We start from the raw sequence: 25,487 nt of genomic DNA on the forward strand, positions 1-25,487 counted from the left end.
CACTCAGAAATGGCCGTGTGTCCTGATGTTGCCGATGACGTTGCGGGATCGCCGCTGGTCTCAGCCTGAGCTCATAAACCCGCCGGGGATGAATGGCGATGAATCTCGCGATTCTACACCGCTGGCGTCAGGAGGGAATGGCGCAAAACGTTGTTCCAGTGCTGACGAAGCGTGCGGGATGACGACCGGCAGGGTTAATCGCTGTCCGGTTGCCCCACCAGATCGTTGCGACGGCTGATCCGCGCGTTCAACGCCAGTGCCACTCCGCTGAGTATCACGAAGCAGTAGCCCAGCGTGGATTGCAGGTTGGCAGGGCTCAGGCTGATCAACGCACTGATCAAGCCGCCGCAGATGAAGATCAGCGTGCTGCCGGCGGATGCAGACGTGCCAGCATTTTCGGGATACAGGCTCATAGCCCGCGACGTGGCGGCGGGCCGGGCGATGGTGGTGCCAGCGGTGCAGATCAACATCGGGATCAGCACCGTGGTCGGGGTCAGTGCGAAGTTCGATGCCAGGTACAGCATGGTCAGGCCGGCGAACAGGATCAGGCTCAGCCCGACAACAATTTGCTGGCTACCGTTGATGCGTCTGCTCAGTACGCTGGCGAGGATGCCCCCGATCACATACGCGGCGCCGTAGATCAGCAGGATCAGCGAGAAGTCATAAGCAGACAGTTGCAGGCGGTCCATGAAAATCAGCGGCGAAATCACGATGAACGAAAAGTGGCAGGCGAAGGCGAAGGCTGAAATCAGCCAGTAACCGACGAAGTCGAAGTCTCCCAGTACCCGCCGGTAAGCCCTCAGGAAATGGGTGGATGTACCACGGGCTGCCGGTCGGCTGTTGTCCAGAAACCACCATGCCTTGAGTAGCACGATGGCGGACAGTGCGGAGAACACCCAGAAGCTGCCGCGCCAGCCAAGCGCGGCCTGAAGCAAGGTTCCGGCCAATGGAGATACGGAAATGAAGATCCCGGTGGCGGTCACCATCAGAATCCGCAGGCGATCACGTTCCTCGCCTTCGAACAGATCCTGCACCAGCGCCTGTGACAGCACGAAACAGCCGCAACCCAGCGCCTGCACCACCCGAAAAACCAGAAACAGCGAATAATCCGAGGTCATCACGCATCCGAGGGCGCCGAGCATTGATACGCTCATGCCTGCGAGCAGCAGGCCTTTGCGTCCGATCACATCCGACAGGGGCCCGATCAGCAACTGGGCGAAGGCAATCCCGACCGCGAACAGGCTGATCGACAGGGCAATATCCGCCGGAGTGCTGCGAAAGTGCTCAGCCAGTGCCGGAAACGAAGGCAGCAGGACATCCAGCGGAAAGACGCCGAGCAGCACCATCGCCAGCAAAAGGCTGACAGCTCCGCGCCGCTGTCGTTGGGTCACCGCAGATTGTCCGTCATCCATCAATCAGTCCTGCCCTGGCAAAAAGTGTCTGGTTTTGAGGTTCGGCGAAAAATCCGGCTTTCTTCAGCGCGCTCATTGTGGCGAGGCTGCCGGTGCGTGCCCGCTGGCGACTGGCCTGGGCCGTTGTGATCGTGCCGAGAATCTCCATTACCGTGGTGCCTGCAATGTCCGCGCCGCAGAGGCTTTCCCGCAGCCAGTGCTCATCCACTTCGAAGAAGATTTCCAGAATGTCGAGCAAGGTCGTCGCGGTGAACGTTCGCTGCCTTGGGTCCAGGTGCAGCCAGAGATAGTGGAACACTTCGGTGAAATACCGGCTGTGGCGCGCTTCGTCGGTGAGGTGATCGCGCAACATGTCGTTGACGCCGGACACCAGACTGTCGCGGCAGACATCCAGCAGTTCACGGGCAATGATGGTTTCCGAGACGAAACCCAGTAAGAAGCACGCCAGCGGCCTTTGCTGCTGGTCTGTGCGTGCGATCAGCAGGTTCATCCGGGTGATTCGCCTGGGCATGACCGGACGCTTGGTGATGCCGTAGAGGCTGGCGATCTGCTCCGCCACCTGGTTGGAAAACAGGGCGTGGTAGCCCTCGTCGGTGTAGAGCTGGAGCGCGGCGGTTTTCATCGGCGCCGGCACCGCGACGGGCAGCTCGCCGTGGACAATGGTTTCGACGGCGCGATTGACGATCCGGTGTTCGAGCAGCGTGGTGTAGTCGAGAAAATGCACCAGATGCCGGGCCGTGAGCCGATGCAGCATCGAGCGGCCCGCTGCTTCGATGACCGGATGGGCCAGGTACGGTAGAAACGTCGGCGGAAACCAGTGCCGGGTCTCCAGTTGTTCCTGCACGTTGGCCGGCAAACGATAATCGTGGGTGCTGGTGCGGACCGAGGCGCGGGTGTTCCAGTCATTCAGGGAGAATTGAAAGACCGGCTCCCTGGAGAGAGCGCTCATGGCTGGGCCTCACGCAGCAGGTCGCGCATTTCCTGACACATCGCCTGGCCGTCGCTTTCCCCGCAACCGACGAAGAACAAGGGTTGTTCCGCACTGTTTTCGAACTTCAGCAACGTTTCGACCTGATCATCGGAAAACGCACCCGTGAGCCAGGTGTTCATGCCGAGCGCTGTAGCCACCAGTTGAAACGTCTGCGAAAGATGCCCGGCTTCGACGAGCGCCATTCGATAGGCGCGCGAGTGCGGGTATTTCCACCAGAGCCGGTCGAAGCGGGCGGTGATGAACAGCCCCAATGGCAGGTTATTGATGAAGTGCTGGCCCCCCAGCAGATTGCCAGGTGCGGTGTCGGGCAAAGGGTTGATGAAGCTCAGGGCGTGTTCGGTGGGGTGGTAGGCATAAACCCCAGGCGTCAGTCCGTCGACGTTCTGTACAAACACGAACCCGGCGCAGGCATTGAGGCCGCCCCCGGAAGGACTGCTGCGCCGCGCGCCAAGGCCTTCGGCGATGCTGTCGTCGCAGTCGGCTTCGCGCTCTCGCAGGTAACCGAGGGACAGGTAAAGCAAGGTGCCGACATCGTCCAGTGACACGGCGGTGCCGGTGAAGGAGCGGCAGGTCTTTCGCCGGATCAGTGAATTCGACAGGCTGTCGTCATTCAATACCAGCGGTGAGGGCAGGGCGATGAGTGCGTTCGAACCTGTATCCGCAAGGATGTCGTGCGCAGGTGCAGTGGCAAGCACTGTGTTGCAGTGTTCGAGGTATTGCCTGGACCATTCCTGAATGTTTCGGGGCGTGTATTCGCACGGAATATTCCGAGTCCCGATATGGTAGATCCTGGACAGTTCATCCCAGCCCCAGACAGGTGTCGGAACTTTTGAAGAAGTCAGTATTCCCGCATTTAATAACTGTGTGTCTATTATGTTGCTGTTGTCATATAGGTCAGGGTCGTGGATAAGTTGCGCCAGTCGGGAGGAATGTTCCAGATCAAGTTCATGTTGAGTATGGTCTTTGTAATTCCAGACTATCTGGCCGGGCGTTCGTGGCAGTATGAATAAATAAGGATTTATATGCATGTTAGGGCACGCTGCTCTGGATAAGTGCTTTGTCAGAGGCGCTGGGTAGCCGGCTATACCCAGCGCCCACCTTACTTAACGGGCTTTAGGTGCGACCAGAAAAGCCAGGTTTGCGAGGGTGCGGGATTCCAGAGTAATTGCTTTCATGATTGAACTCCTTGTTCATTTTTGCTTCGTGGTTAGTGGGTGTCACCTTCGTGGTGACGACTTAATAATAGTTTGTAATGGATTAATCGCAAGCAAATATTAAGTAGGAATTGTCCAGTAATTTTGTCGGAGTGATCTATGGCTGGAAGTGAGTGTGTAAGTTAAATTCCAATAAATAAAACATGTAAGGAAATATCCTGCACATCGGCAGGACGATAAATGTAGGAAAACAAAGTTCAAGACAAAAAGAAGGGGAGCCCGTGGGCTCCCCTTTCGATAGCTTCAACGCCGTGCGTCTGTCAGCTGTTGGGCAGCAGGCGGCAGGTGATGCTCTTGATGTAGCGGGTTTCCGGGATGGCCGGGTGTACCGGGTGATCCGGGCCTTGGCCACCACGCTCCAGCAGCTGGATGTTGCGGTCCAGGTGACGGGCGCTGGTCAGCAGGATGTTCTGCAGGTCATCTTCCGGCAGGTGCATCGAGCACGAAGCGCTGAACAGGATGCCGTCCTTGTTGAGCAGGCGCATGGCTTGCTCGTTCAGGCGACGGTACGCGCCTTCACCGTTTTTCAGGTCTTTCTTGCGTTTGATGAACGCAGGCGGGTCGGCAACGATCACGTCGAAGCGCTCTTCGCTGGCCTTGAGTTCCTTCAGGGCTTCGAAGACGTCGCCTTCGATGCAGGTCATCTTGTCGGCGAAACCATTCAGTGCAGCGTTGCGCTCAACACCGTCGAGGGCGAAGCCCGAGGCGTCGACGCAGAACACTTCGCTGGCGCCGAATGCGGCCGCCTGCACACCCCAGCCACCGATGTAGCTGTACAGGTCCAGCACGCGTTTGCCTTTGGCGTAAGGAGCCAGGCGGGCGCGGTTCATGCGGTGGTCGTAGAACCAGCCGGTTTTCTGACCTTGAATGACCGGCGCTTCGAATTTCACACCGTTCTCTTCCAGAGCCACCCACTCCGGCACCACGCCGAATACGGTTTCGGTGTAGCGCTCGAGGCCTTCGGCATCGCGGGCGGCGGAGTCGTTCTTGAACAGGATGCCGCTTGGCTTGAGCACTTGGGTCAGCGCCGCGATCACGTCATCTTTATGGGCTTCCATGGTTGCCGAGGCGAGCTGCACCACGAGGATGTCGCCGAAACGATCGACCACCAGGCCTGGCAGCAGGTCGGAATCACCGTAGACCAGACGATAGAACGGCTTGTCGAACAGGCGCTCGCGCAGTGACAGGGCCACGTTGAGCCGATGGACCAGCAGCGACTTGTCCAACGGCAGCTTGATGTCGCGCGACAGCAGGCGGGCGCAGATCAGGTTGTTCGGACTCATGGCGACGATGCCCAGCGGCTTGCCGCCGGCGGCTTCGAGAATCGCCTGGTCGCCGGCCTTGAAGCCGTGCAACGGGGTCGCCGCCACGTCGATTTCGTTGCTGTAGATCCACAGGTGACCGGCGCGCAGGCGACGGTCGGCGTTGGCTTTGAGGCGCAAGCTAGGCAGGGACATGACGTCGCTCCGGAAAAAAGAGCGGGAGTATACCGTGTTGCGCCTTATGCCGGGTTTGGTGTGCGATGAAACGCGGCAGACCTCATCACGAGCAGGCCCGCCCCGTATCCATACGCTTATGCTCTATGCCGACAGCGCGTCGATCAGCGCATTGCTGAACGCCGGAATGTCGTCCGGTTGGCGGCTGCTGATCAGGTGGCCGTCTTTTACTACCTCCTGATCAACCCAGTTCGCCCCCGCATTCACCAGATCGTCCTTGACGGTCTTGTAGCTGGTCATGGTCTTGCCATTGACCAGTCCTGCCGAAATCAGCAGCCAGCTGCCATGGCAGATCACTGCGATCGGTTTGCCGGCGGAGGCACCGGTCTTGACCAGGTGCTGGGCGTCCTGGTCGATGCGGATGGTGTCAGAGTTCTGCACACCGCCCGGGAGCACCACGGCATCGTATTGATCGATGCTTGCGCCCTGGAAGGTCTGGTCGACCTTGAAGTCGTCCGCCGGTTTATCGTGATTCCAGCCTTTGACGCTGCCGGCTTCGGCAGAGAGGATGTCAACCTGCGCTCCTGCCTGCTCAAGTGCCTGTTTGGGGCCGGTCAGTTCGACCTGCTCGAAACCATCGGTTACCAGAAAAGCGACGCGCTTGCCGCTGAGAGAAGTCGCCATCGTTAAGCTCCTGAGTCTGTTGGGAATACTGTCCGAGACAGACGTGAATCTGTTCCGGGCACTACAGATTCCGAAGGCTGGTGGAAAGTGAAAGTTCCTGCGAATTGCCCACTGGTGTGTCGTGCGTCGGTTTTTAGAGGTTAGAATCGCCGCCTGTCCCAGAGTGTGTACTTATGTCCCAAGAGCTGACCACCGAACAGATTCAACAGTCCCTGCAGGGCATCAGTGTGCCCGCGCAGCCGCAGATCATGGTGGATCTGCAAATGGAGCAGTACATGCCCGACCCCGACCTGGAGACGATCGCCAAGCTGATCTCCCAGGATCCTGGCCTGTCCGGCTCGCTGCTGAAAATCGTCAATTCGCCCTATTACGGCCTGAGCAACAAGATCACCTCGATCAAGCGCGCGGTGAATCTGTTGGGCAGTCGCTCGATCATCAATCTGATCAACGCGATGTCGATCAAGGGCGAAATGAACGATGACACCATCGTCACCCTCAACCGTTTCTGGGACACCGCCCAGGACGTGGCCATGACTTGTCTGACCCTGGCCAAGCGCGTCGGCACCGAGGCGAGCGACGAGGCTTATGCCTTGGGTCTTTTCCATGATTGCGGCGTGCCGCTGATGCTTCAGCGTTTCCCCGACTACATGACCACGCTGGAGACGGCCTATGCCAATGCGAGTGCCGAGCGCCGGGTCGTGGACACCGAGAACGATGTCTACAACACCAACCACTCGGTCGTCGGCTATTACACCGCAAAGTCCTGGCGCCTGCCGGAGCATGTCAGCGCGGCCATCGCCAACCATCACAATGCCCTGGCGATCTTCAGCGACGAGACCTCGCGCAACAGTCAGATGAAAAACCTGCTGGCGATCCTGAAAATGGCCGAGCACATCTGCGCGTCCTACCGGGTACTGGGCAACCAGACCGAAGACTTCGAATGGCAGGCCGTCGGGCCGCTGGTGCTCGAGTATATCGGGCTTTCCGATTACGACTTCGAGACGTTGAAGCAGACGATCCGCGAACTTGGCGCGCACTGATTCAAGAAGCTGATGATTCGAGGAACTGATGCCTGAACTGCCGGAAGTCGAAACCACCCGCCGCGGCATTGCTCCGCACCTGGAAGGCCAACGGGTCAGCCGCGTAATCGTGCGTGACCGGCGCTTACGCTGGCCGATTCCCGAAGACCTCGATGTGCGCCTGTCCGGGCAGCGCATCGTGCTGGTCGAGCGGCGCGCCAAGTATCTGCTGATCAACGCCGAAGTCGGCACATTGATCAGCCACTTGGGCATGTCGGGCAACCTGCGGCTGGTTGAGGTCGGGATGCCGGCGGCCAAGCATGAGCATGTCGATATCGAGCTGGAGTCGGGCCTGGCCCTGCGCTACACCGATCCACGGCGCTTCGGGGCGATGCTCTGGAGCACCGACCCGCTCAATCACGAGTTGCTGATCCGCCTGGGTCCGGAGCCGTTGACCGATCTGTTCGATGGCGAGCGGTTGTATCAGCTATCACGCGGGCGCTCGATGGCGGTCAAGCCGTTCATCATGGACAACGCGGTGGTGGTGGGGGTCGGCAACATCTACGCGACCGAGGCGCTGTTCGCCGCCGGAATCGATCCGCGGCGAGAGGCCAAGGGCATTTCCCGGGCGCGGTATCTGAAGCTGGCGATCGAGATCAAACGCATCCTCGCGGCGGCCATTGAGCGCGGCGGCACCACGTTGCGTGATTTCATCGGTGGCGACGGGCAGCCGGGGTATTTCCAGCAGGAACTGTTTGTCTACGGTCGCGGCGGCGAGCACTGCAAGGTCTGCGGCACGGGCCTGCGGGAAATGAAGCTCGGCCAGCGCGCCAGCGTCTGGTGCCCGCGCTGCCAAAGCTGAACAAAGCGTCCGAAAAAGTCCTACGGTCTATAGTGAGTTGTCTCACTGTTCAGCCCGAAGGATCGTGCCATGAAGTCCTTGCAAACCCTCATCGTTGCCCTGCTGCTGTGCTTGAGCCTGACCGTTCAGGCCACGGAAGGCGGCAGCGGTGACCCTCGTTACGCCATCCAGAATCCACCGGCCTACGCCATGCTCGGCGATCTGCTGATTGCCCGACCATTGCTGGTGGTGGCAACGGTGATCGGTGCCGGGGCGTTCGTCGTGTCGTTGCCGTTCACCGCGCTGGGTGGCGGGATTGGCGATGCGGGGGAGGCGCTGGTGGTGGCGCCGGCGAAAGCGGCATTCGTGCGATGCCTGGGCTGCACAGGGGAGGGATTCGAGCAGCGCGAATGACGCGATCGCAGCCGGGAGCTGCGATCGGATTCAGTGGCTCAAGCCTTGCCGGTGATCTTGCGGTACTTCTCCATCAACTGTTCTTCAGTCTCCGGATGGGCTTCGTCCAGTGGAATGCAATCCACCGGGCAGACCTGCTGGCACTGCGGCTCGTCGTAGTGGCCGACGCACTGGGTGCACAGGTTCGGGTCGATCACGTAGATCTCTTCGCCTTGGGAAATGGCGGCGTTCGGGCACTCGGGTTCGCAGACGTCGCAGTTGATGCAATCGTCGGTGATGATCAGGGACATGCTAACTCCAGCCGGGGCGGGGAGCCCGGGCGCTATGAATCAATGCGCGCAATTGTGCCGCATTGGCGCCCGTAGTGCACGCGGGCGCCGTTTGAACGGTCGTTACTTCTTGAAGCGCAGGGTCAGGGCGTCGGCCACCGCCGGGTGGACGAACTTGCTGATGTCGCCGCCCAGGGCCGCGATTTCCCGCACCAGGGTCGAGGAAATGAACGAATAACGCTCGGACGGGGTGAGAAACAGGCTCTCCACATCCGGCGCCAACTGGCGGTTCATGTTGGCCAGCTGGAATTCGTACTCGAAGTCCGACACCGCGCGCAGGCCACGCAGGAACACGTTGGCGTTCTGCTCTTTGGCGAAATGCGCCAGCAGCGTCGAGAAGCCGACCACTTCCACGTTCGGCAGGTGTTTGGTGACCTCGCGGGCCAGCTCGACCCGTTGTTCCAGCGGGAACAGCGGATTCTTCTTGGGGCTGGCGGCGACGGCGATGATCACATGGTCGAACAGGCGCGAGGCGCGTTCGACCAGATCGCCATGGCCCTTGGTAATAGGGTCGAAGGTACCTGGGTACAACACTCGGTTCATCGCGTCGTCCTGGCGGGAATCCGTTGGGGAGTCGGATGGTATCGCAGCCGTCCCGGTGGGGAAAGTCGCCTGTTGGGTAAGAAAGCACTATAGACGATCGGAAATTTCGTCTTTTTCACGGGTTTCTCAACCGTTCGCCGAGGGATGTCGCCAGTTGCGCCGTCAGACCATACACCGACAACTGCGGGTTGGCCCCGATGCTGGTGGGGAACAACGAGCCGTCATGAATCGACAGATTGCGCAGTTGATGATGGCGGCCGAGGCTGTCGGTGACGGCGGTTTTCGGGTCCTCGCCCATGGCGCAACCGCCCATGACGTGGGCGCTGCCCAGACGTGTGCGATACAACTCCAGACTCAGGCTGTCGATCAATGAGCGGGCCTCGGCCAGGCTGTTCACATAGCGCGCATCGGCGTGCATCGGCATCACCGCTTTGGCGCCACCGGCGAACTGGATCTCGGCCATGCTGTGGAATGAGCGGCGCAGACCCTCCCAAGTGTAAGGCGACACCTGATAGTCGAGCACCGGCGAGCCGTCACCGCGCAGCTCGACACTGCCGCCCTGACTGTCCGGGTGAAAACCGTCGCGCAGCAGGGCCAGCATCGCGTGGGTGTGCGGCAGGTCCGCCATGTGTTGCGCGCTTTCCTGACCGAAACCGCCGAGCAATGTGGCAGCGAGCGCCGGGTGCAGCGGCGGCACTTCAAGTTTGTAGGCCATCGGGCCGGTGGTGCCGTCCCTCCACTGGAAATGGTCCGAGTAGATCGACTGCGGCGCGCCGTAGAACGGGTTGATGACCTCGTCGAAACGCCCGGCGGACATGTTCACCAGATGCAGGAAGGTGCGCTTGCCCAACCGTTGGTGGGGATCCGGTGCATCCGAACGCATCAGCAGGGCAGGGCTGTTGATCCCGCCGCCGGCCAGCACGTAATGCCGCGCCTTGACGGTGATCGTGCGTCCGGTCGGCTCGACGCAGCGTTCGTCCAGCGCCACGCATTGCAGGCCGGTGACCTTGTCGCCGTTGATCAAAAGCTTTTCGGCGCGGGCCAGATACAGCAATTCTCCGCCCTTTTCCAGGGTTGCCGGAATGGTCGTGACCATCATCGATTGTTTGGCGTTGGTCGGGCAGCCCATGCCGCAATAGCCGAGGTTCCAGCAGCCGCGCACGTTGCGCGGGATCACGTGCCAGCTGTAGCCGAGCTGTTCGCAGCCTTTGCGGATCACGTCGTTGTTGGCGTTGGGCGGCACCATCCACGGAGCGACGCCGAGACGCTGCTCCATTTTTTCGAACCACGGCGCCATGTCGGCGGGGCTGTGGCCTTTGACGTTGTGTTCCTTGGCCCAGTGTTCCAGGGTCGGCTCGGGGGTGCGAAAACTCGATGTCCAGTTGATCAGCGTGGTGCCGCCGACTGCGCGCCCCTGAAGGATGGTGATCGCGCCGTCCTTGCTCATGCGGCCGATGCCTTCCTGATAGAGGCTGCTGTAGGCCTGGTCTTCCAGCAGTTTGAAATCGCTGCTGGTCTTGAGCGGGCCTTCTTCGATCAGCAGCACTTTATAGCCGGCGGCGCTGAGGATTTCCGCCGTGGTGCCGCCGCCGGCACCGCTGCCGATGATGGCCACGTCGGTTTCCAGGGTCAGGTCATCGTTCAGTTGTGCGCCGTTGTAGGTTTTCCAGCCACGGGCAAGGCCTTCGCGAAACGGGTCGGGTACGGGCATCGATCAGGTTCTCTTATTATTGTTTTGCGTGGGTCGCCAGGCTCAAACGGCGGGCGGGCCGGGGTAACCGCAATGGGCCCACGATCCGTCGCGGGTGTACCAGGCCATCATCACCATTTGCAGCAATGAGCTGTGGCCCATGCGCAGCAGGTTCAGCGAGCTGTTTTCCCAACGTTCGAGGAAGTGGCGGATCGCTTCGGGGCTGGCGTTTTCCCAACTGCCCCAGATCCCGGTCAATGGTCCGCGCGTCACTGCCATGCCCAGCACATCGAACAGTTGCCGGGTGAGCTTGAGCATTTCCGGCGACAGGTGATCGAGGCTGTAATCCAGCGACTTCAGGGTGCCATCGACAGCGGCGGGCAGCTTTTCCACAGCAACGGCGCCATCCAGCATCACCGGAATCAGTGCGCGCAGAAACAGCAGATCGCCGCTGCGCAACGTGGCGAACCCGTTGGCTGAAACGCTCGAAGAACAGCCGCTGAGGCTGGCACCAAGGCCGGCGGTGGTGAGGAAAGCCGTGGCGCCGAGGCTGAATTTCAGCAGCCCACGGCGCGACAGGGCAGGTGTTTCGGTCAGGCTTGGGTGCATTGTTGTTATTACCCGGCGGTGACGTTAGCGAATGAACAGTTTCTGGATCAGTTTCTGAATGGATTTGCCGTAGGGCGGGTAGATCAGCTTCGCCGCGTTGAAGCGCTGTTTGACCAGCACGCCCTTGGCCTTGCTGAACGTCAGGAAACCTTCGTGCCCGTGGTAATGGCCCATGCCCGACGGGCCGATGCCGCCGAACGGCATGTCGTCCTGCGCCACATGCAGCAGCGTGTCGTTGAGGCAGACGCCACCGGAATGGGTTTCGCTGAGCACGCGTTTCTGTTCGCGTTTGTCGTAGCCGAAGTAGTAAAGAGCCAGAGGACGTGGCCGCTGATTGATGTAAGCAAATGCCTGATCCAGATCCTGATACGGCACGATCGGCAGCAGCGGGCCGAAGATTTCATCCTGCATCACCGTCATCTCGTCGCTGACATTCAGCAGCAGGCTGTGGGGCATGCGCCGGCCCTGGCCCTGGTCGAACAGCGGAATCAGCAGCGCGCCCTTGCTGGTGGCGTCGCTGAGGTAGCTGTTGAGCCGCGCCAATTGGCGCTCGTTGATGATGGCGGTGTAGTCCGGGTTGTCGGCAAGCGTCGGATAAAACCCGCGCACGGCCTGGCGATAGGCTTCGACGAATCCGCCGACGCGCTCTTCCGGCACCAGCACATAGTCAGGGGCAACGCAGGTCTGCCCGGCGTTGAGGGTCTTGCCGAAGGCGATGCGTTCGGCGGCGTCCTTGAGCGGAACGTTGCGGGAGACGATGGCCGGGGACTTGCCGCCCAGCTCCAGGGTCACCGGCGTCAGGTTCTCTGCCGCTGCCCGCATCACGTGCTTGCCGACGCTGGTGGAACCGGTGAACAACAAGTGGTCGAAACGCATTTTCGAAAACGCCACGCCGACATCAGCCTCGCCGAGCACCACGCACACCAGATCTTCGGGGAAGATCCGCGCCAGCAGTTCCTTGAGCAACAGGCCGGTGGCCGGGGTCGATTCGCTGAGCTTGAGCATCACCCGGTTGCCGGCCGCGAGCGCGCCGGTCAGCGGGCCGATGGCGAGAAACAGCGGATAGTTCCACGGCACGATGACGCCGACCACTCCGAGGGGCTGATACACGACTTTCGCCGACGCCGGCTGGAAAGCCACACCCACTTTGCGTCGCGAAGGTTTCATCCACTGGCTGATGTGCTGGCTGGCGTAGTGAATGCCGTGCAGGCTCGGCATCAGTTCGGCGAGCAGGGTTTCATCGGCGCTGCGGTGGCTGAAGTCGGAGCTGATGGCGTCGATCAGGGCCTGCCGTTCGCTGCTCAGCAAATCGCGCAGGGCCTTGAGCCATTGCTGGCGCTGGGTTGCAGGCGGCATCGGGTTGGCGGCGTAGGCGGCGCGCTGCGCGTTGAACAGCCGGTTGAGCTCTTCCAGCGGCTGTTGCAGCGTTTGCAGGTAGGCAATATCGGCAGTCATTGTCAGCTCCGTAGGTATTGTTATGACGAGCTTTTTAGAGTCAATGCTCTAGAAAGTCAAATGGCTTCCTTGCGCATCCTGGTTTTATCCCGTTCCGGTTAGGTCGTAAGATGCCCCCCAACGCACTCTGAATTAAAGCTCAAGCCATGGCCCCACGGATCAAAACCAGCGAGCGCATCGTGCAGAACAGCCTCGAGCTGTTCAATCAGCAGGGCGAGCGCAGCATCAGCACCAATCACATCGCCGCCCACATGGAGATTTCTCCGGGCAATCTGTACTACCACTTCCCCAACAAGCAGGCGATCATCGCCGTGCTGTTCAGTGAGTACGAAAGCCTGGTGGACAGCTTCCTGCGTCCGCCCCAGGGCCGTGCCGCGACGGTCGAAGACAAGCGCTTCTATCTCAAGGAATTGCTGTCGGCGATGTGGCGCTACCGCTTTCTGCACCGCGATCTCGAACACTTGCTCGACAGCGATCCGGATCTGGCCGCGCGTTATCGCCGCTTCTCCCAGCGCTGCGTAATCCAGGGCGCAGCGATCTACGAAGGCTTTGTCGCTGCCGGGATCCTGAAGATGGACCGAGTGCAGATCGAATCCCTGACCCTCAACGCGTGGATCATCCTCACCTCGTGGGTGCGCTTCCTGTGCACGACCCGGGAGAACTCCAATTACCTCAGTGAACAGGCCATCAAGCGTGGCGTGTATCAGGTGCTGGTGCTGGAAGCGGGGTTTGTCACCGAGCAGGCCCGCGATGAGGTCAACGCCTTGTTCGAAGAGTTCTACGTGCCGCTGGCCCAGGCCCTCGAAGAAAGACCGTAATTCCATTTCCTCACTGGAGTCGTTCGCTATGCCGATTGCGCAACTGATCAGCCCGACCGCACTGGATGCCCGCAAGGCGCAACCGGGGCTGGTGATTCTCGACTGCCGTTTTGCCCTCGAAGACCCGGATTACGGCCAGCGCAGCTACGCCGAGGGGCACATTGCCGGGGCACATTTCGCTGATCTTGAACGCGACCTCAGCGGCCCGGTCATCAAGGGCGTGACCGGCCGCCATCCGCTGCCGGAGCCGGCGGCGCTGATCGAACGCCTGCAAGCATTCGGCATCAACAATGACAGTGACGTGGTTTTGTATGACGACGGCCCGGGCGCCTATGCGGCGCGGGCCTGGTGGTTGCTGGCGTGGCTGGGCAAGCGCGACGGCGTGTTCATTCTCGATGGCGGACTCAAGGCCTGGCATGCGGCGGGATTGCCGTTGAGTCTTGATCCACCGTCAGCGGGCCGGGGCAGCTTCAGCGGCCAGCCGGACATGAGCCTGCTGCTCAGCGCCGAGCAATTGCAGCAGCGCCTCGGTCAGCCGGCCCTGACCCTGCTCGATGCCCGCGCCTTGCCGCGTTTCAAGGGCGAAGTGGAGCCGATCGACCCGGTCGCCGGGCACATTCCCGGCGCGCAATGCGCGGCGTTTACCGACAACCTGGGCAGCGACGGGCGTTTCCTGCCGGCCGATCAGCTCAAACAGCGTTTCGCCGCGAAACTCGGCGAGCGTTCGCCGAGCGATCTGGTGGCTTACTGCGGCTCCGGGGTGACGGCGTGTCACAACCTGTTCGCCCTGTGCCTGGCGGGTTACCCGTTGGGTTCGCTGTATGCCGGATCGTGGAGCGAGTGGATCAACGAGCCGTCGCGCGGTATCGCTACGGGCGAGTAAGCCATCAGCGATCCAGCCGCGCACTGCGATAGGCCGCCGGGCCTACGCCATAAACCTGTTTGAACTGCCGGCTCAGATGGCTCTGGTCGGCAAATCCCAACTGCGTGGCGACTTCCACCGGCAGGCAGCCGCTCTGCAGTAAACCCCGCGCGCAGGCGATCCGCTGCTGCATCAGCCAGCTGTGCGGCGGCATGCCGGTGGCGCGGCGGAAAACCCGGGCGAAGTGGAAAGGCGAGAGATTCACCGCCGCCGCCAGTTCTTCCAGCGAGGGCGGCGCCGCCAGTTGCGCGTGCAGCAACTCCTTGGCCATCGCTACCGCGCGGTGCTCTTTGCCGGGCTTGCCGTTGATCTGCACCGCCGCGTGACGCTGCAACAGCAGCATCATCATTTCTCGCCACACCGTTTGCTGTTGCAACGCGGTGGCGGGGCTTTCCAGCAAGCGATGCAACTGACAGAAACCGTTGACCAGATCCGGATCGCGATACAGCGTCGCAGCGAAGGCCGGCATCGGTGCGGTCGGCAGTTCCAGTTCATTCAACAGCGCGACGATTTGCCCGGTGTCGGGATAAAACGCCCGGTACAGCCAGCCGTCCTCGGTGCCCTTGTGGCCGTTATGCACTTCGTCCGGATTGATCAGCACCAGCGTACCGCTGCCCGCCAGGTGTTCGGCGCCGCGATAACGGTAGCGCTGGGCGCCGGCCATGATCATGCCGATCACATAACCGTCGTGGACGTGCGGGGCGAAACGATGCTCGATGTAGCGCGCGGTCAACAGCTCGACACCGGCCAGAGGCGCGGCTTGCCAGAAACGGATCGACTCGCCCTGATCGTTCATGACTCACTCGCGCCCCGCGTCGGCCAGCCACTGTGGAATCCGTCGTTCCAGGTAATAACCCGGCTGGCGGAGTGTGCCGTCGACGAAGCCGACATGCCCGCCCTTATTCTGCAATTCGAACTGGGTCGTGGCCGACAACTCATTGGCCGAAGGCAGGCTGTGGGGGAACACGAACGGATCGTCCGCCGCCTGAATGATCAGGGTCGGCGTGCGGATCTCGCCGAGAAAGTAACGGCTCGACGCGCGGCGATAGTAATCCTCGGCATCGGCGAAACCGTGCAGAGGCGCCGTCACCCGGCCATCGAAATCCCAGAAGGTGCGCATGTTTTCCAGCGAGCCGAGGGCCGCCAGTGCAGCGAGACCGTCCTCGCGGCCGTCGTGCTGGAACTGGCGCTGCTTGTTCTTGATGTACGCCACCATCTCGCGCATGAAGTGCGCCTGATAGACCTTCGAGAAACCCTGGCCGATACGGTCGGCACATTGATCCAGGCGAAACGGCACCGACACCGCCACCGCACCGAACACGCCGCTGGCGCTGCCGGTTTCCCCCAGATGCTTGAGCAGCACGTTGCCGCCAAGGGAGTAGCCGACCGCATACAGCGGCGCCAGTGGCCGCTTGGCTTTCAGGTGGCGGAGGGTTTCGGCGAGGTCTTCGCTGGCGCCGGAATGGTAGCTGCGCGGCAACAGGTTCGGCTCGCCGGAGCAGCCGCGCCAGTTCAGTGCAACACTGGCCCAGCCTTGTGCGGCGAGCGCTGCCTGGATTCCGGCCACGTAAGGCGAATTGGAAGAACCGGTCAGGCCGTGCAACACCAGCACCAATGGCGCCTCGGCGCTGTGCGGGCCATACCAGTCCAGATCCAGAAAGTCGCCGTCGTCCAGCCACAGCCGTTCGCGCTGGCGATCAAGGTGCACGGTTTTACGCCACAGCGGCCCCCACAGGGTTTGCAGGTGCGGATTGCCGAGGCCGAAGGCGGGGATGAACGTTTTTGACGAAGGGGACACGATTGCTCTCGATGCAGCGCAGCGAGCCTCGGCTGAGACTCGCCGCTTTTTCAGGCCGGTCGGTTAACCGGCGATCACTGCCATACGTTGCCACAACGCGTAGTACACCCGCCCGGATTTCTGCTCGCGGTGCAGGCGCCAGTTGCCCGGCAGGCCGAGGGTCGATGGCGCGGTTTCGCTTTCAGTGTAGATCCACGAATCATCGGCCAGCCATTGGCGCTCTTCCAGCAGCGTGCACACCGCTGGCAGCAGGTTCTGGTTGAACGGGGGGTCGAGGAATACCAGGTCGAACGCGGTCGCGGTCTGCGTTTCCAGGTAGCGCAGCGCATCGGCGGTCTGCACCTGGCCGTTGGTGCAGCGCAGGGTGCCGAGGTGTTCTTTCAGGCTGGAGACCGCGACGTGGCTGGCATCCAGCGCCTGGCCCATGGCCGCGCCACGGGACAGCGCTTCGAGAAACAGCGCGCCGCTACCGGCGAACGGGTCGAGTACCTTGGCCCCGGCAACGTAAGGCGCAAGCCAGTTGAACAGGGTTTCACGCACCCGGTCCGGCGTCGGACGCAGGCCCGGCGCATCAGGGAAGCTCAGTTTTCGGCTGCGCCATTCGCCGCCGATGATGCGCAACTGGTTCACCCCGTTGTGCAGTTTTTGTACAGGTTTCTTTGGACTGGCCATTAATGCTCCGGAACCCCGAGCGGCTGCTCGGCAGGTTTATCAGATGGGGCCGGTAACGGCTTTTGCGGCACGGTCGGGCCAGCGCTGACGATGACCAGTTTATCCGTGCTCAAGTGTTTGTTCAGAACGTCGCGAACCTGCTCGACCGTCAGGCTCTGGGACTGACGCATGAAGTCGTCCAGATAGCTCAGCGGCAGGTTGTAGAAACCCATGGCGCCGAGCTGGCCGACGATATCGGCGTTGCTCGCGGTGGACAGCGGGAAGCTGCCGGCCAGTTCGCGCTTGGCGTCGTCCAGTTCTTTCTGGGTCGGGCCGGTCTTGAGGTAGTCGGCGAGCACGTCCTGCACCAGTTTCAGGGTGCCTTCGCTCATTTCCGCGCGGGTCTGCAGATTGATCATGAACGGGCCGCGAGCCTGCATCGGGCTGAAGGCCGAATACACGCCGTAGGTCAGGCCGCGTTTCTCGCGCACTTCGCTCATCAGCCGGGTGCCGAAACCGCCACCGCCGAGGATCTGGTTGCCCATCGACAGCGCGGCGTAGTCCGGGTCGTCGCGGTCGATGCCCAGTTGCGCGATCATCAGGTTGGTCTGCTTCGACGGAAACTCGATGTGGCCGATGCCGGCTTTCGGCTCGGTCGGTTGCTCGACTTTCGCCAGCGCCGGGCCTTTTGGCAGCGCAGCGGACACCTGATTGGCAATCGCCTCGGCTTCGCTGCGGGACAGATCGCCCACCAGCGCAATCACCACGTTGCCGGCGGCATACGCCTTGGCGTGGAACTCACGCAGTTGTGCCAGCGTGATCTTCGGCACGCTTTGCGCATTGCCGTCGCTGGAATGGGCGTACGGGTGATCGCCGTACAGACGCTTCATCAGCTCCAGGCTGGCGAGTTTGCCGGGGTTCTGTTTCTGGTACTCGAAACCGGCGAGCATCTGGTTCTTGATGCGCGCGAAGGAATCGGCCGGGAAGGTCGGTTTGCCCACCACTTCCGAGAACAGTTTCAGCGCCGGCTCGCGTTTGTCGGCAGCGCTCAGACTGCGCAGCGACGCGATGGCCATGTCTTTATAGGCGCCGTTGCCGAAATCCGCGCCCAGGCCTTCGAAACCTTGAGCGATGGCACCGACATCCTTGCCCGCCACACCTTCGTTGAGCATGGCGTTGGTCAGCAGGGCCAGACCTGGCGCGTTGCCGTCCTGGCTGCTGCCGGCGGCAAAGATCAGGCGCATGTCGAACATCGGCAGTTCGCGAGCCTCGACGAACAGCACCTTGGCGCCTTCGGCGGTGTTCCAGGTCTGCACGTCGAGCTTGCGGCTGGCCGGGGCCTTGCCGTCGAGTTCGGCCAGCGATTGCAGCTTCTGGCTGGACTTGGCGTTATCCAGCGCTTCGCTGGCCTTGGTGTTGTCGCTCGGCACCAGATAGAACGCAGCGGAGCCGATGATGGCCACGGCGATCAGGCCGAGCAGCAGACGTGGGGTTTTGCGCTCACTCATGAGTCGTCTCCAGTGGCAGTACGTGGGCGACGCTGAGACGTTCGCGGGTGAAATACAGCTTGGCGGCATTCTGGATGTCTTGCGGGGTGACGCTTTCCAGGTCGGCCAGTTCGGTGTCCATCAGCTTCCACGACAGACCGACGGTTTCCAGCTGGCCGATGGCGGTGGCCTGGCTGGTGATCGAGTCGCGCTCGAAGACCAGACCGGCGATAACCTGCGCACGCACGCGTTCCAGTTCTTCAGCGGACGGCGCGGTGGTTTTCAGCTGTTCCAGCAGTTTCCACAGACCGGCTTCAGCCTGGGCCATGGTCTTTTTCTTCTGGGTGTTCGGCGTGGCCGACAGGGTGAACAGGCTGTCACCGCGGGTGTAGGCGTCGTAACTCGACGAGCCGCCGGACACCAACTCTTCGCCGCGCTCCAGTTGGGTCGGGATGCGACCGCTGTAGCCGCCGTCCAGCAGCGCCGAAATCAGGCGCAAGGCGTTGACCGAGCGTTTGTCTTCGGCGGTGGCGATGCTCGGGACGTTGAAACCGAGCATCAGGCTCGGCAGTTGAGTCTGCACGTGCAGGGTGATCTGGCGTTCACCCGGTTCTGCCAGTTCCAGCGGCTTTTTCGCCGGCGGTACGTCGCGTTTCGCGATTGGCCCGAAGTAGCGCTGAGCAAGGGTCTTCACCTCGTCCGGGGTCACGTCACCGACCACCACCAGCGTGGCGTTGTTCGGCACATACCAGGACTGATACCAGTGACGCAGCTCTTCGACCTTCATCCGCTCAAGGTCGGCCATCCAGCCGATGGTCGGTGTGTGATAACCGCTGGCCGGGTAGGCCATGGCCTTGTAGCGCTCGTAAGCCTTGGCCATCGGCTTGTCGTCGGTGCGCAGGCGGCGCTCTTCCTTGATGACTTCGATTTCCTTGGCGAACTCGTCGGCCGGCAGGCGCAGGTTGGCCATGCGGTCGGCTTCCAGTTCGAAGGCCACGCCCAGACGGTCGCGGGCCAGCACCTGGTAATAAGCGGTGAAATCGTCGCTGGTGAACGCGTTCTCTTCGGCGCCGAGGTCACGCAGGATCAGCGAGGCTTCGCCGGGGCCGACTTTCTCGCTGCCCTTGAACATCATGTGCTCGAGAGCGTGGGACAGACCGGTCTGGCCCGGGGTTTCGTAGCTGGAACCAACCTTGTACCAGACCTGCGACACCACCACCGGCGCGCGATGGTCTTCGCGCACGACAACCTTCAGGCCGTTGTCGAGGGTGAATTCGTGGGTCGGTTGCGGGTCGGCCGCCAGGGCCGAAAGTGGCAGGCAGACTGTGCTGAGCAGCAGGCCTGCGGCGCGGCGGGCTAGAGCATTCATTCGTTTTTAAACCTGTTGGGCTGCCCGCTTGGTCTTAGCGTCGGCGGGCGAGAGGGTGCTAGGATACTGATCCGTTTTACCGGCGACCACGCCTATCCGGTTTTGAAACTTGATCAGGTTGTATGGGTTTGCGGCAGAAGGCTTTGGTTTATCAGCTAAACTTCGCTTTTTCGCCGATTTTGCCGGCCAGTCCTTCATTAAAACGATTCCTTTGAGGTGCCGTTGGTGCCTCGACAAAATGTTGCGCGTGAACAAGCTGGGTGAAACACAGTCTGTTCTGCATCGAATATTTATTTGCCGGGGCGCCCCTGTGGCGCGTCGCTACCGTGAGATAGCCGTCCTCCATGTTTGGTTCCAACGACGACAAGAAGACCCCAGCTGCGGCTGGCGAGAAGAAAAGCCTGTTCGGATGGCTGCGCAAGAAACCGCAGGAACCCGTTGTCGAACAGCCGACTGCCATTCCTGAACCGGCCCCTGCGCCCGCTCCCGTAATAGAAGAAGCGCCGGCACCGGTCGTGCTGCCGATCGCCGAGCCGGTGCTGCAACCGGTGGCCGAGGTCGAGCCTGAAGCGCCGGCTGCCGCCGAGTTGCCGCTGACCCCGGCCAGCGAACCGTGGCTGAGCTTACCGGTGGCGGAAGAGCCGGTGGCGCTGGTTGAAGAGGCCGCGCCGCACGTTACACCGCCGATTCCTGCGCCGGTGGCGTTCACGCCAGAGCCTGTTCAGGCGCCGGTGGTGGACGCTGCTCCTTTCATTCCAGAACCTGTGGTTGCTGCTCCGGTTGCTCCGATTGTCGAAGTGCCCGAGCCTGCACCTGCACCTGCACCTGCACCTGCACCTGCACCTGTCGCCGTAGCGCCAGTGGAATCCCAGGTTGAAACCCAGGTCGAGGCTCCGCGTACCGAGGAAACCAAGGCCGGCTTCTTTGCCCGTCTCAAGCAAGGCCTGTCCAAGACCAGCGCCAGTATCGGCGAAGGCATGGCCAGCCTGTTCCTCGGCAAGAAAGCCATCGATGACGATCTGCTCGACGATCTTGAAACCCGCCTGCTGACGGCCGACGTTGGCGTCGAGGCAACATCGGTGATCATCCAGCGCCTGACCCAGAAGGTCGCACGTAAAGAGCTGGCCGATTCCGACGCCCTGTATAAATCCCTGCAGGCCGAGCTGGCCGCAATGCTCAAACCGGTCGAGCAGCCGCTGAAGATCGCTTCCCGGAACAAGCCGTTCGTGATTCTGGTGGTCGGCGTCAACGGCGCCGGCAAGACCACCACCATCGGCAAACTGGCGAAGAAACTGCAACTGGAAGGCAAGAAAGTCATGCTGGCCGCCGGTGATACCTTCCGTGCTGCGGCTGTCGAGCAGTTGCAGGTCTGGGGCGAACGCAACAAGATTCCGGTGATCGCCCAGCACACGGGCGCGGACTCGGCTTCGGTGATTTTCGATGCCGTGCAGGCCGCCAAGGCTCGTGGCATCGACGTGCTGATCGCCGACACCGCCGGTCGTCTGCACACCAAAGACAACCTGATGGAAGAGCTGAAGAAGGTTCGCCGGGTCATCGGCAAGCTCGACGCCGATGCGCCGCACGAAGTGCTGCTGGTACTCGACGCCGGCACCGGCCAGAACGCCATCAACCAGGCCAAGCAATTCAACCAGACCGTCGAACTGACCGGCCTGGCGCTGACCAAGCTCGACGGGACCGCCAAGGGCGGGGTGATTTTCGCCCTGGCCAAGCAATTCGGCCTGCCGATCCGCTATATCGGCGTCGGTGAAGGCATCGACGATCTGCGTACCTTTGAAGCCGAACCCTTTGTCCAGGCACTGTTTGCCGAGCGGGAGCGTTCATGATTCGTTTCGAACAGGTCGGTAAACGCTACCCGAACGGTCACGTCGGCTTGCATGAGCTGAGCTTTCGAGTCCGTCGCGGCGAGTTCCTGTTTGTCACCGGCCACTCCGGTGCCGGTAAATCCACATTGTTGCGCCTGTTGCTGGCGATGGAGCGTCCGACCAGTGGCAAGCTGCTGCTGGCCGGGCAGGACCTGAGCACCATCAGCAATGCGCAGATTCCGTTCCTGCGTCGGCAGATCGGTGTGGTGTTCCAGAACCATCAACTGTTGTTCGATCGCACGGTGTTCAACAACGTCGCGCTGCCGTTGCAGATTCTCGGGCTGTCCAAGGTCGAAATCGCCAAGCGCGTCGACTCAGCGCTGGAGCGCGTGGCGCTGTCGGACAAGGCCGATCTGTATCCGGGCGACCTGTCCACCGGTCAGCAACAGCGCGTCGGCATTGCCCGGGCCATCGTTCACCGTCCGGCCCTGCTGCTGGCGGACGAACCGACCGGTAACCTCGACCCGCGTCTGGCGGCCGAGATCATGGGCGTGTTCGAAGATATCAACCGTCTGGGCACCAGCGTGCTGATCGCCAGTCACGACCTGGCGCTGATCGCGCGCATGCGCCATCGCATGCTGACCCTGCAACGCGGCCGATTGATCGGCGACGGGGAGGCCGGCGTATGAGTGCAACACGCAGTCCGAAGGTTTCCGAGCGCGTGGCCCCGAAGGCCGCCGATCCGCAACCGCCAAAGAAGAAAAAGCACGACGATGACGACGGCCCGGATTTCGCCACGTTGTTCCGTGCCTGGATCGAAAGCCATCGCGCCAGCTGGATCGACAGCCTGCGCCGTCTCGGCAAGCAGCCGATCGGCAGCTTCTTCACCTGCATGGTGATGGCAGTTGCGCTGAGTCTGCCGATGGGCCTTTCGTTGTTGCTGAACAATGTCGAGCGCCTGGGCGGCTCGTGGCAGCGCGCGGCGCAGATCTCGCTGTACCTGGAGCTCGAGGCGACTCCGGCTCAGGGCGAAGCATTGCGCGACCAGATCAAGGGCATGCCGGGCGTAGCTGATGCTGAATATGTCGGCCGCGATCAGGCGCTGGAAGAGTTCCAGCAGCAGTCCGGCTTGGGCGAAGCCCTGCGCGAGCTGCCGGAAAACCCGCTGCCGGGCGTGGTACTGGTGACGCCGAACGAGGTCGACAAGTCGACCCTGGAAGCATTAAGACAAAAACTTTCCGAGCTGCCCAAGGTACAACAGGCGCAACTTGATCTAGTCTGGGTCGAGCGTCTGGCCGCCATCCTCAAGCTCGGCGACCGTTTCGTGTTCGGTCTGACGGTGTTGCTGGTTTCCGCATTACTTTTGGTGATAGGCAATACCATTCGTCTTCATATTGAAAACCGCCGCACCGAGATAGAAGTGATTAAACTCGTCGGCGGCACCGACAGTTATGTGCGTCGTCCCTTCCTTTATATGGGCGCGCTGTATGGCTTCGGTGCGGGGCTGCTGTCCTGGGGTGTGTTGGCGTTCGGCCTGAACTGGCTGAACGATGCGGTGGTCGGGCTGGCCGGTTTGTACGGCAGTGATTTCGCACTGGCCGGCGTGCCAGTGGCCGACGGTCTGTCGCTCTTGCTTGGCGCGGTGCTGTTGGGTTATATCGGTGCATGGATTGCAGTCGCACGTCATCTCAGGGAGCTGGCGCCGAAGTAGAATCTTTTTTGCGCGTGATTGACCTTTCAGTGGTTAAGGAAACTTTCATTTGAGTTTCCGGTCAATTTTTCGCAATGCTGAAAAGCATGAGTATGTAAGTCGGAGGTTTTTCCGTATGTCCAATTCTTTGCAACCTGCGTATGCATTGGTCCCAGGCGCAAACCTGGAAGCCTACGTGCACACCGTCAACAGCATTCCTTTGCTGACGCCGGAGCAGGAGCGTGAACTGGCCGAGAGTCTCTACTATGAGCAGGATCTGGGGGCGGCTCGGCAGATGGTGCTCGCCCACCTGCGGTTTGTTGTACACATCGCCCGTAGCTATTCCGGCTACGGTCTGGCTCAGGCTGACCTGATCCAGGAAGGCAACGTCGGCCTGATGAAGGCCGTGAAGCGTTTCAACCCGGAAATGGGCGTGCGTCTGGTGTCCTTCGCGGTGCACTGGATCAAGGCCGAGATTCACGAGTTCATCCTGCGCAACTGGCGGATCGTGAAGGTCGCGACCACCAAGGCCCAGCGCAAGCTGTTCTTCAACCTGCGCAGCCAGAAGAAACGTCTGGCCTGGCTGAACAACGAGGAAGTCCACCGTGTGGCGGAAAGTCTCGGCGTCGAGCCGCGTGAAGTGCGTGAGATGGAAAGTCGCCTGACCGGCCATGACATGGCTTTCGACCCGGCTGCGGAAGCGGACGACGACAGTGCTTTCCAGTCGCCGGCCAACTACCTGGAAGACCACCGGTACGACCCGGCGCGTCAACTGGAAGATGCCGACTGGAGCGACAACTCCAATCACAACCTGCACGAAGCGCTGGAAGTGCTGGACGAACGTAGCCGCGACATCCTCTACCAGCGCTGGCTGGCAGAAGAGAAAGCCACGCTGCACGACTTGGCGCAGAAGTACAACGTGTCGGCCGAGCGGATCCGTCAGCTCGAGAAGAGCGCGATGAACAAGCTCAAATTGTCGATTGCCGCATAACCGGTAGTCCGGCAATAAAAAACGCCCCGATCAGTGATGATCGGGGCGTTTTTGTTTGCCTGTCGGAAAGTCATTGGGCCCAGGGCGCGCGGCGCGAATCATTGAGTGTGAGCAAATAGCTGTCGCCACCCAGCTGGCTCATCTGCTGGCGAATCCAGCCGGCGCGGCGCGACACATAAGCGGTCGGATGACTGGCGCTCCAGACCCGGGGATTCGGCAGCACGGCCGCCAGATAACTCGCCTGCTGCCGGGACAATGACTTGGCGGCTACGCCAAAGTGATGCCTTGCCGCCGCTTCGGCACCAAACACGCCGTCATCCCACTCGACGCTGTTCAGGTACACCTCGAGAATCCGCTGCTTGGGCCAGAAAACTTCGATCAGTGCGGTAAACCATGCTTCCAGGCCTTTGCGCAGGTAGCTGCGACCTGACCACAAAAACAGGTTTTTCGATACTTGCTGGCTCAAGGTGCTGGCGCCACGAATCGAGCCGCCGAGTTCGTTGTGGGCCAGTGCCGCCTTGATTGCACGCAGGTCAAACCCCCAGTGCTCGGGGAATTTCTGGTCTTCGCCGGCAATCACCGCGACCTTCAAGTCATCGGAGATCTCGTCCCACGGTTTCCAGGTGCGTTGCAGATCGATCGGCTCGCCGTCGACCCAGGATTCGATCTTGCGCTCGATCATCAGCGCCGTGCCCGGTGGCGGCACGAAGCGAAACACCAGCACCAGCAATACGCTGCCACCCGCGAACCAGAGCAGGGCCTTCGTGAAACGACGGAGAAATAAACGCAGCATAGAGATGGCTTGGCCGAACCGGTTGAGCGGGCCATTATACAGACCCTGCCGATCGAGTCTGACTGGAGTTCTACATGCTGCGTAGCTTTCTGATGCTGGCTGCCTTTTTTGGTTTCACCGGTGTCGGCCTCGGCGCATTCGCCGCCCATGGCTTGAAAAACCGCCTGACACCCGAATACCTGGCGATCTTCCACACCGGCGTCACCTATCAACTCGTGCATGCGCTGGCGCTGTTCGGCGTGGCGCTGCTGGCCACGCAGCTTCAGGGGCGTCTGGTCGCCTGGGCCGGCATCTCGTTCACCATCGGCATCCTGCTGTTCTCCGGCAGCCTGTACCTGTTGACCACCCTCGGCATCGGCAAGCTCGGCATCATCACCCCGTTCGGTGGCCTGGCGTTCCTGATTGGCTGGCTGTGCCTCGGACTCGCCGCCTGGCGCCTGCAGCCAACCGCTTGACGCTTGGTGCTGACCTTTAGGTCATGATCGGGCTAGAATGCCACCCCCTAAAA

Annotated in this window: 27 protein-coding genes; 10 read left to right on the top strand and 17 right to left on the bottom strand. The window is 61.4% G+C overall.

What is annotated here, in order from left to right; genetic code table 11:
* Positions 1-194: 194 nt before the first annotated feature.
* From CAF77_RS02265 to CAF77_RS02285, 5 genes are all read right to left on the bottom strand, one after another.
* Positions 195-1,412, bottom strand: a complete 1,218-nt coding sequence (locus CAF77_RS02265; protein WP_064380054.1) for a multidrug effflux MFS transporter — start codon at positions 1,410-1,412, stop codon at positions 195-197.
* Entirely contained in the window at positions 1,405-2,361 is a 957-nt protein-coding gene (locus tag CAF77_RS02270; protein WP_064380056.1) for a diiron oxygenase, read from the bottom strand. The genes CAF77_RS02265 and CAF77_RS02270 overlap by 8 nt, the downstream gene beginning before the upstream one ends.
* Positions 2,358-3,431, bottom strand: a complete 1,074-nt coding sequence (locus CAF77_RS02275; protein WP_064380058.1) for a SagB family peptide dehydrogenase — start codon at positions 3,429-3,431, stop codon at positions 2,358-2,360. The genes CAF77_RS02270 and CAF77_RS02275 overlap by 4 nt, the downstream gene beginning before the upstream one ends.
* 446 nt (positions 3,432-3,877) lie before the next feature.
* Positions 3,878-5,074: a class I SAM-dependent rRNA methyltransferase gene (locus tag CAF77_RS02280; RefSeq protein WP_064380060.1), complete on the bottom strand. Its 1,197-nt coding sequence runs from the start codon at positions 5,072-5,074 to the stop codon at positions 3,878-3,880.
* A gap of 123 nt (positions 5,075-5,197) precedes the next feature.
* Positions 5,198-5,737: a type 1 glutamine amidotransferase domain-containing protein gene (locus CAF77_RS02285; RefSeq protein ID WP_064380062.1), complete on the bottom strand. Its 540-nt coding sequence runs from the start codon at positions 5,735-5,737 to the stop codon at positions 5,198-5,200.
* A gap of 227 nt (positions 5,738-5,964) precedes the next feature.
* Here CAF77_RS02285 and CAF77_RS02290 point away from each other — a divergent pair, with 227 nt between their 5' ends.
* The 3 genes from CAF77_RS02290 (at position 5,965) to CAF77_RS02300 (ending at position 8,011) form a co-directional block, all read left to right on the top strand.
* Complete coding sequence (locus CAF77_RS02290) at positions 5,965-6,777, top strand: HDOD domain-containing protein (RefSeq protein WP_166673436.1); 813 nt, start codon at positions 5,965-5,967, stop codon at positions 6,775-6,777.
* Between the two features lie 28 nt (positions 6,778-6,805).
* Positions 6,806-7,618 carry a bifunctional DNA-formamidopyrimidine glycosylase/DNA-(apurinic or apyrimidinic site) lyase gene (mutM, locus tag CAF77_RS02295; RefSeq protein ID WP_007953423.1) on the top strand — a complete coding sequence of 271 codons (813 nt, stop codon included), beginning with the start codon at positions 6,806-6,808 and terminating at the stop codon, positions 7,616-7,618.
* Positions 7,619-7,687: 69 nt separating this feature from the next.
* The gene (locus CAF77_RS02300) at positions 7,688-8,011 is read left to right on the top strand and encodes a hypothetical protein (protein WP_011336397.1); all 324 of its coding nucleotides are present in this window, start codon (positions 7,688-7,690) and stop codon (positions 8,009-8,011) included.
* Between the two features lie 38 nt (positions 8,012-8,049).
* Here CAF77_RS02300 and CAF77_RS02305 read toward each other — a convergent pair whose 3' ends face one another.
* From CAF77_RS02305 to CAF77_RS02325, 5 genes are all read right to left on the bottom strand, one after another.
* Positions 8,050-8,301 (bottom strand): YfhL family 4Fe-4S dicluster ferredoxin, encoded by a 252-nt coding sequence (locus CAF77_RS02305; protein WP_003195146.1) that lies wholly within the window; start codon positions 8,299-8,301, stop codon positions 8,050-8,052.
* A 102-nt stretch (positions 8,302-8,403) separates the two neighbouring features.
* Positions 8,404-8,883, bottom strand: a complete 480-nt coding sequence (coaD, locus tag CAF77_RS02310) for a pantetheine-phosphate adenylyltransferase (protein ID WP_003229157.1) — start codon at positions 8,881-8,883, stop codon at positions 8,404-8,406.
* Positions 8,884-8,998: 115 nt separating this feature from the next.
* Entirely contained in the window at positions 8,999-10,594 is a 1,596-nt protein-coding gene (locus tag CAF77_RS02315; RefSeq protein ID WP_085653979.1) for a GMC family oxidoreductase, read from the bottom strand.
* A gap of 42 nt (positions 10,595-10,636) precedes the next feature.
* Positions 10,637-11,182: a twin-arginine translocation pathway signal protein gene (locus tag CAF77_RS02320; protein ID WP_085653980.1), complete on the bottom strand. Its 546-nt coding sequence runs from the start codon at positions 11,180-11,182 to the stop codon at positions 10,637-10,639.
* Between the two features lie 24 nt (positions 11,183-11,206).
* A complete protein-coding gene (locus CAF77_RS02325) occupies positions 11,207-12,637 on the bottom strand; it encodes a coniferyl aldehyde dehydrogenase (RefSeq protein ID WP_085653981.1) in 1,431 nt (476 codons plus the stop codon).
* A 146-nt stretch (positions 12,638-12,783) separates the two neighbouring features.
* Between CAF77_RS02325 and CAF77_RS02330 the strand changes: the two genes are divergently transcribed.
* Positions 12,784-13,455: a TetR/AcrR family transcriptional regulator gene (locus CAF77_RS02330; RefSeq protein WP_011336393.1), complete on the top strand. Its 672-nt coding sequence runs from the start codon at positions 12,784-12,786 to the stop codon at positions 13,453-13,455.
* A 28-nt stretch (positions 13,456-13,483) separates the two neighbouring features.
* On the top strand, positions 13,484-14,338 hold the full coding sequence (locus CAF77_RS02335) for a sulfurtransferase (RefSeq protein WP_064380073.1): 855 nt from the start codon (positions 13,484-13,486) through the stop codon (positions 14,336-14,338).
* Positions 14,339-14,342: 4 nt separating this feature from the next.
* Here CAF77_RS02335 and CAF77_RS02340 read toward each other — a convergent pair whose 3' ends face one another.
* The 6 genes from CAF77_RS02340 to CAF77_RS29265 all read right to left on the bottom strand — a co-directional run bounded on the left by CAF77_RS02340 (position 14,343) and on the right by CAF77_RS29265 (position 19,880).
* Positions 14,343-15,173, bottom strand: coding sequence for an AraC family transcriptional regulator (locus CAF77_RS02340; RefSeq protein ID WP_064380075.1), 831 nt, complete (start codon positions 15,171-15,173; stop codon positions 14,343-14,345).
* Between the two features lie 3 nt (positions 15,174-15,176).
* Positions 15,177-16,175 carry a hydrolase gene (locus CAF77_RS02345; RefSeq protein WP_085653982.1) on the bottom strand — a complete coding sequence of 333 codons (999 nt, stop codon included), beginning with the start codon at positions 16,173-16,175 and terminating at the stop codon, positions 15,177-15,179.
* Between the two features lie 63 nt (positions 16,176-16,238).
* Entirely contained in the window at positions 16,239-16,847 is a 609-nt protein-coding gene (gene rsmD / locus CAF77_RS02350) for a 16S rRNA (guanine(966)-N(2))-methyltransferase RsmD (protein ID WP_064380079.1), read from the bottom strand.
* Positions 16,847-18,334 (bottom strand): pitrilysin family protein, encoded by a 1,488-nt coding sequence (locus CAF77_RS02355; RefSeq protein ID WP_011336388.1) that lies wholly within the window; start codon positions 18,332-18,334, stop codon positions 16,847-16,849. Before CAF77_RS02355 ends, rsmD begins: the two co-directional genes overlap by 1 nt.
* The gene (locus tag CAF77_RS02360; RefSeq protein WP_064380081.1) at positions 18,327-19,682 is read right to left on the bottom strand and encodes a pitrilysin family protein; all 1,356 of its coding nucleotides are present in this window, start codon (positions 19,680-19,682) and stop codon (positions 18,327-18,329) included. The genes CAF77_RS02355 and CAF77_RS02360 overlap by 8 nt, the downstream gene beginning before the upstream one ends.
* A 6-nt stretch (positions 19,683-19,688) precedes the next feature.
* On the bottom strand, positions 19,689-19,880 hold the full coding sequence (locus CAF77_RS29265) for a hypothetical protein (RefSeq protein WP_064380084.1): 192 nt from the start codon (positions 19,878-19,880) through the stop codon (positions 19,689-19,691).
* A gap of 146 nt (positions 19,881-20,026) precedes the next feature.
* Here CAF77_RS29265 and ftsY point away from each other — a divergent pair, with 146 nt between their 5' ends.
* The 4 genes from ftsY (at position 20,027) to rpoH (ending at position 24,186) form a co-directional block, all read left to right on the top strand.
* Positions 20,027-21,526, top strand: coding sequence for a signal recognition particle-docking protein FtsY (ftsY, locus tag CAF77_RS02370; protein WP_085653983.1), 1,500 nt, complete (start codon positions 20,027-20,029; stop codon positions 21,524-21,526).
* Entirely contained in the window at positions 21,523-22,194 is a 672-nt protein-coding gene (gene ftsE / locus CAF77_RS02375) for a cell division ATP-binding protein FtsE (protein WP_064380087.1), read from the top strand. Before ftsY ends, ftsE begins: the two co-directional genes overlap by 4 nt.
* Complete coding sequence (gene ftsX / locus CAF77_RS02380) at positions 22,191-23,216, top strand: permease-like cell division protein FtsX (protein WP_064380089.1); 1,026 nt, start codon at positions 22,191-22,193, stop codon at positions 23,214-23,216. The genes ftsE and ftsX overlap by 4 nt, the downstream gene beginning before the upstream one ends.
* Before the next feature lie 115 nt (positions 23,217-23,331).
* Complete coding sequence (gene rpoH / locus CAF77_RS02385; protein ID WP_007953393.1) at positions 23,332-24,186, top strand: RNA polymerase sigma factor RpoH; 855 nt, start codon at positions 23,332-23,334, stop codon at positions 24,184-24,186.
* 70 nt (positions 24,187-24,256) lie between these two features.
* Here rpoH and mtgA read toward each other — a convergent pair whose 3' ends face one another.
* On the bottom strand, positions 24,257-24,979 hold the full coding sequence (mtgA, locus tag CAF77_RS02390; RefSeq protein WP_064380090.1) for a monofunctional biosynthetic peptidoglycan transglycosylase: 723 nt from the start codon (positions 24,977-24,979) through the stop codon (positions 24,257-24,259).
* 74 nt (positions 24,980-25,053) lie between these two features.
* Between mtgA and CAF77_RS02395 the strand changes: the two genes are divergently transcribed.
* Positions 25,054-25,434, top strand: a complete 381-nt coding sequence (locus tag CAF77_RS02395; RefSeq protein ID WP_011336384.1) for a DUF423 domain-containing protein — start codon at positions 25,054-25,056, stop codon at positions 25,432-25,434.
* Positions 25,435-25,487: the final 53 nt, after the last annotated feature.

Origin of the sequence: Pseudomonas sp. R15(2017), assembly GCF_002112685.1 — a bacterium.
Classification (GTDB): domain Bacteria; phylum Pseudomonadota; class Gammaproteobacteria; order Pseudomonadales; family Pseudomonadaceae; genus Aquipseudomonas; species Aquipseudomonas glycinae.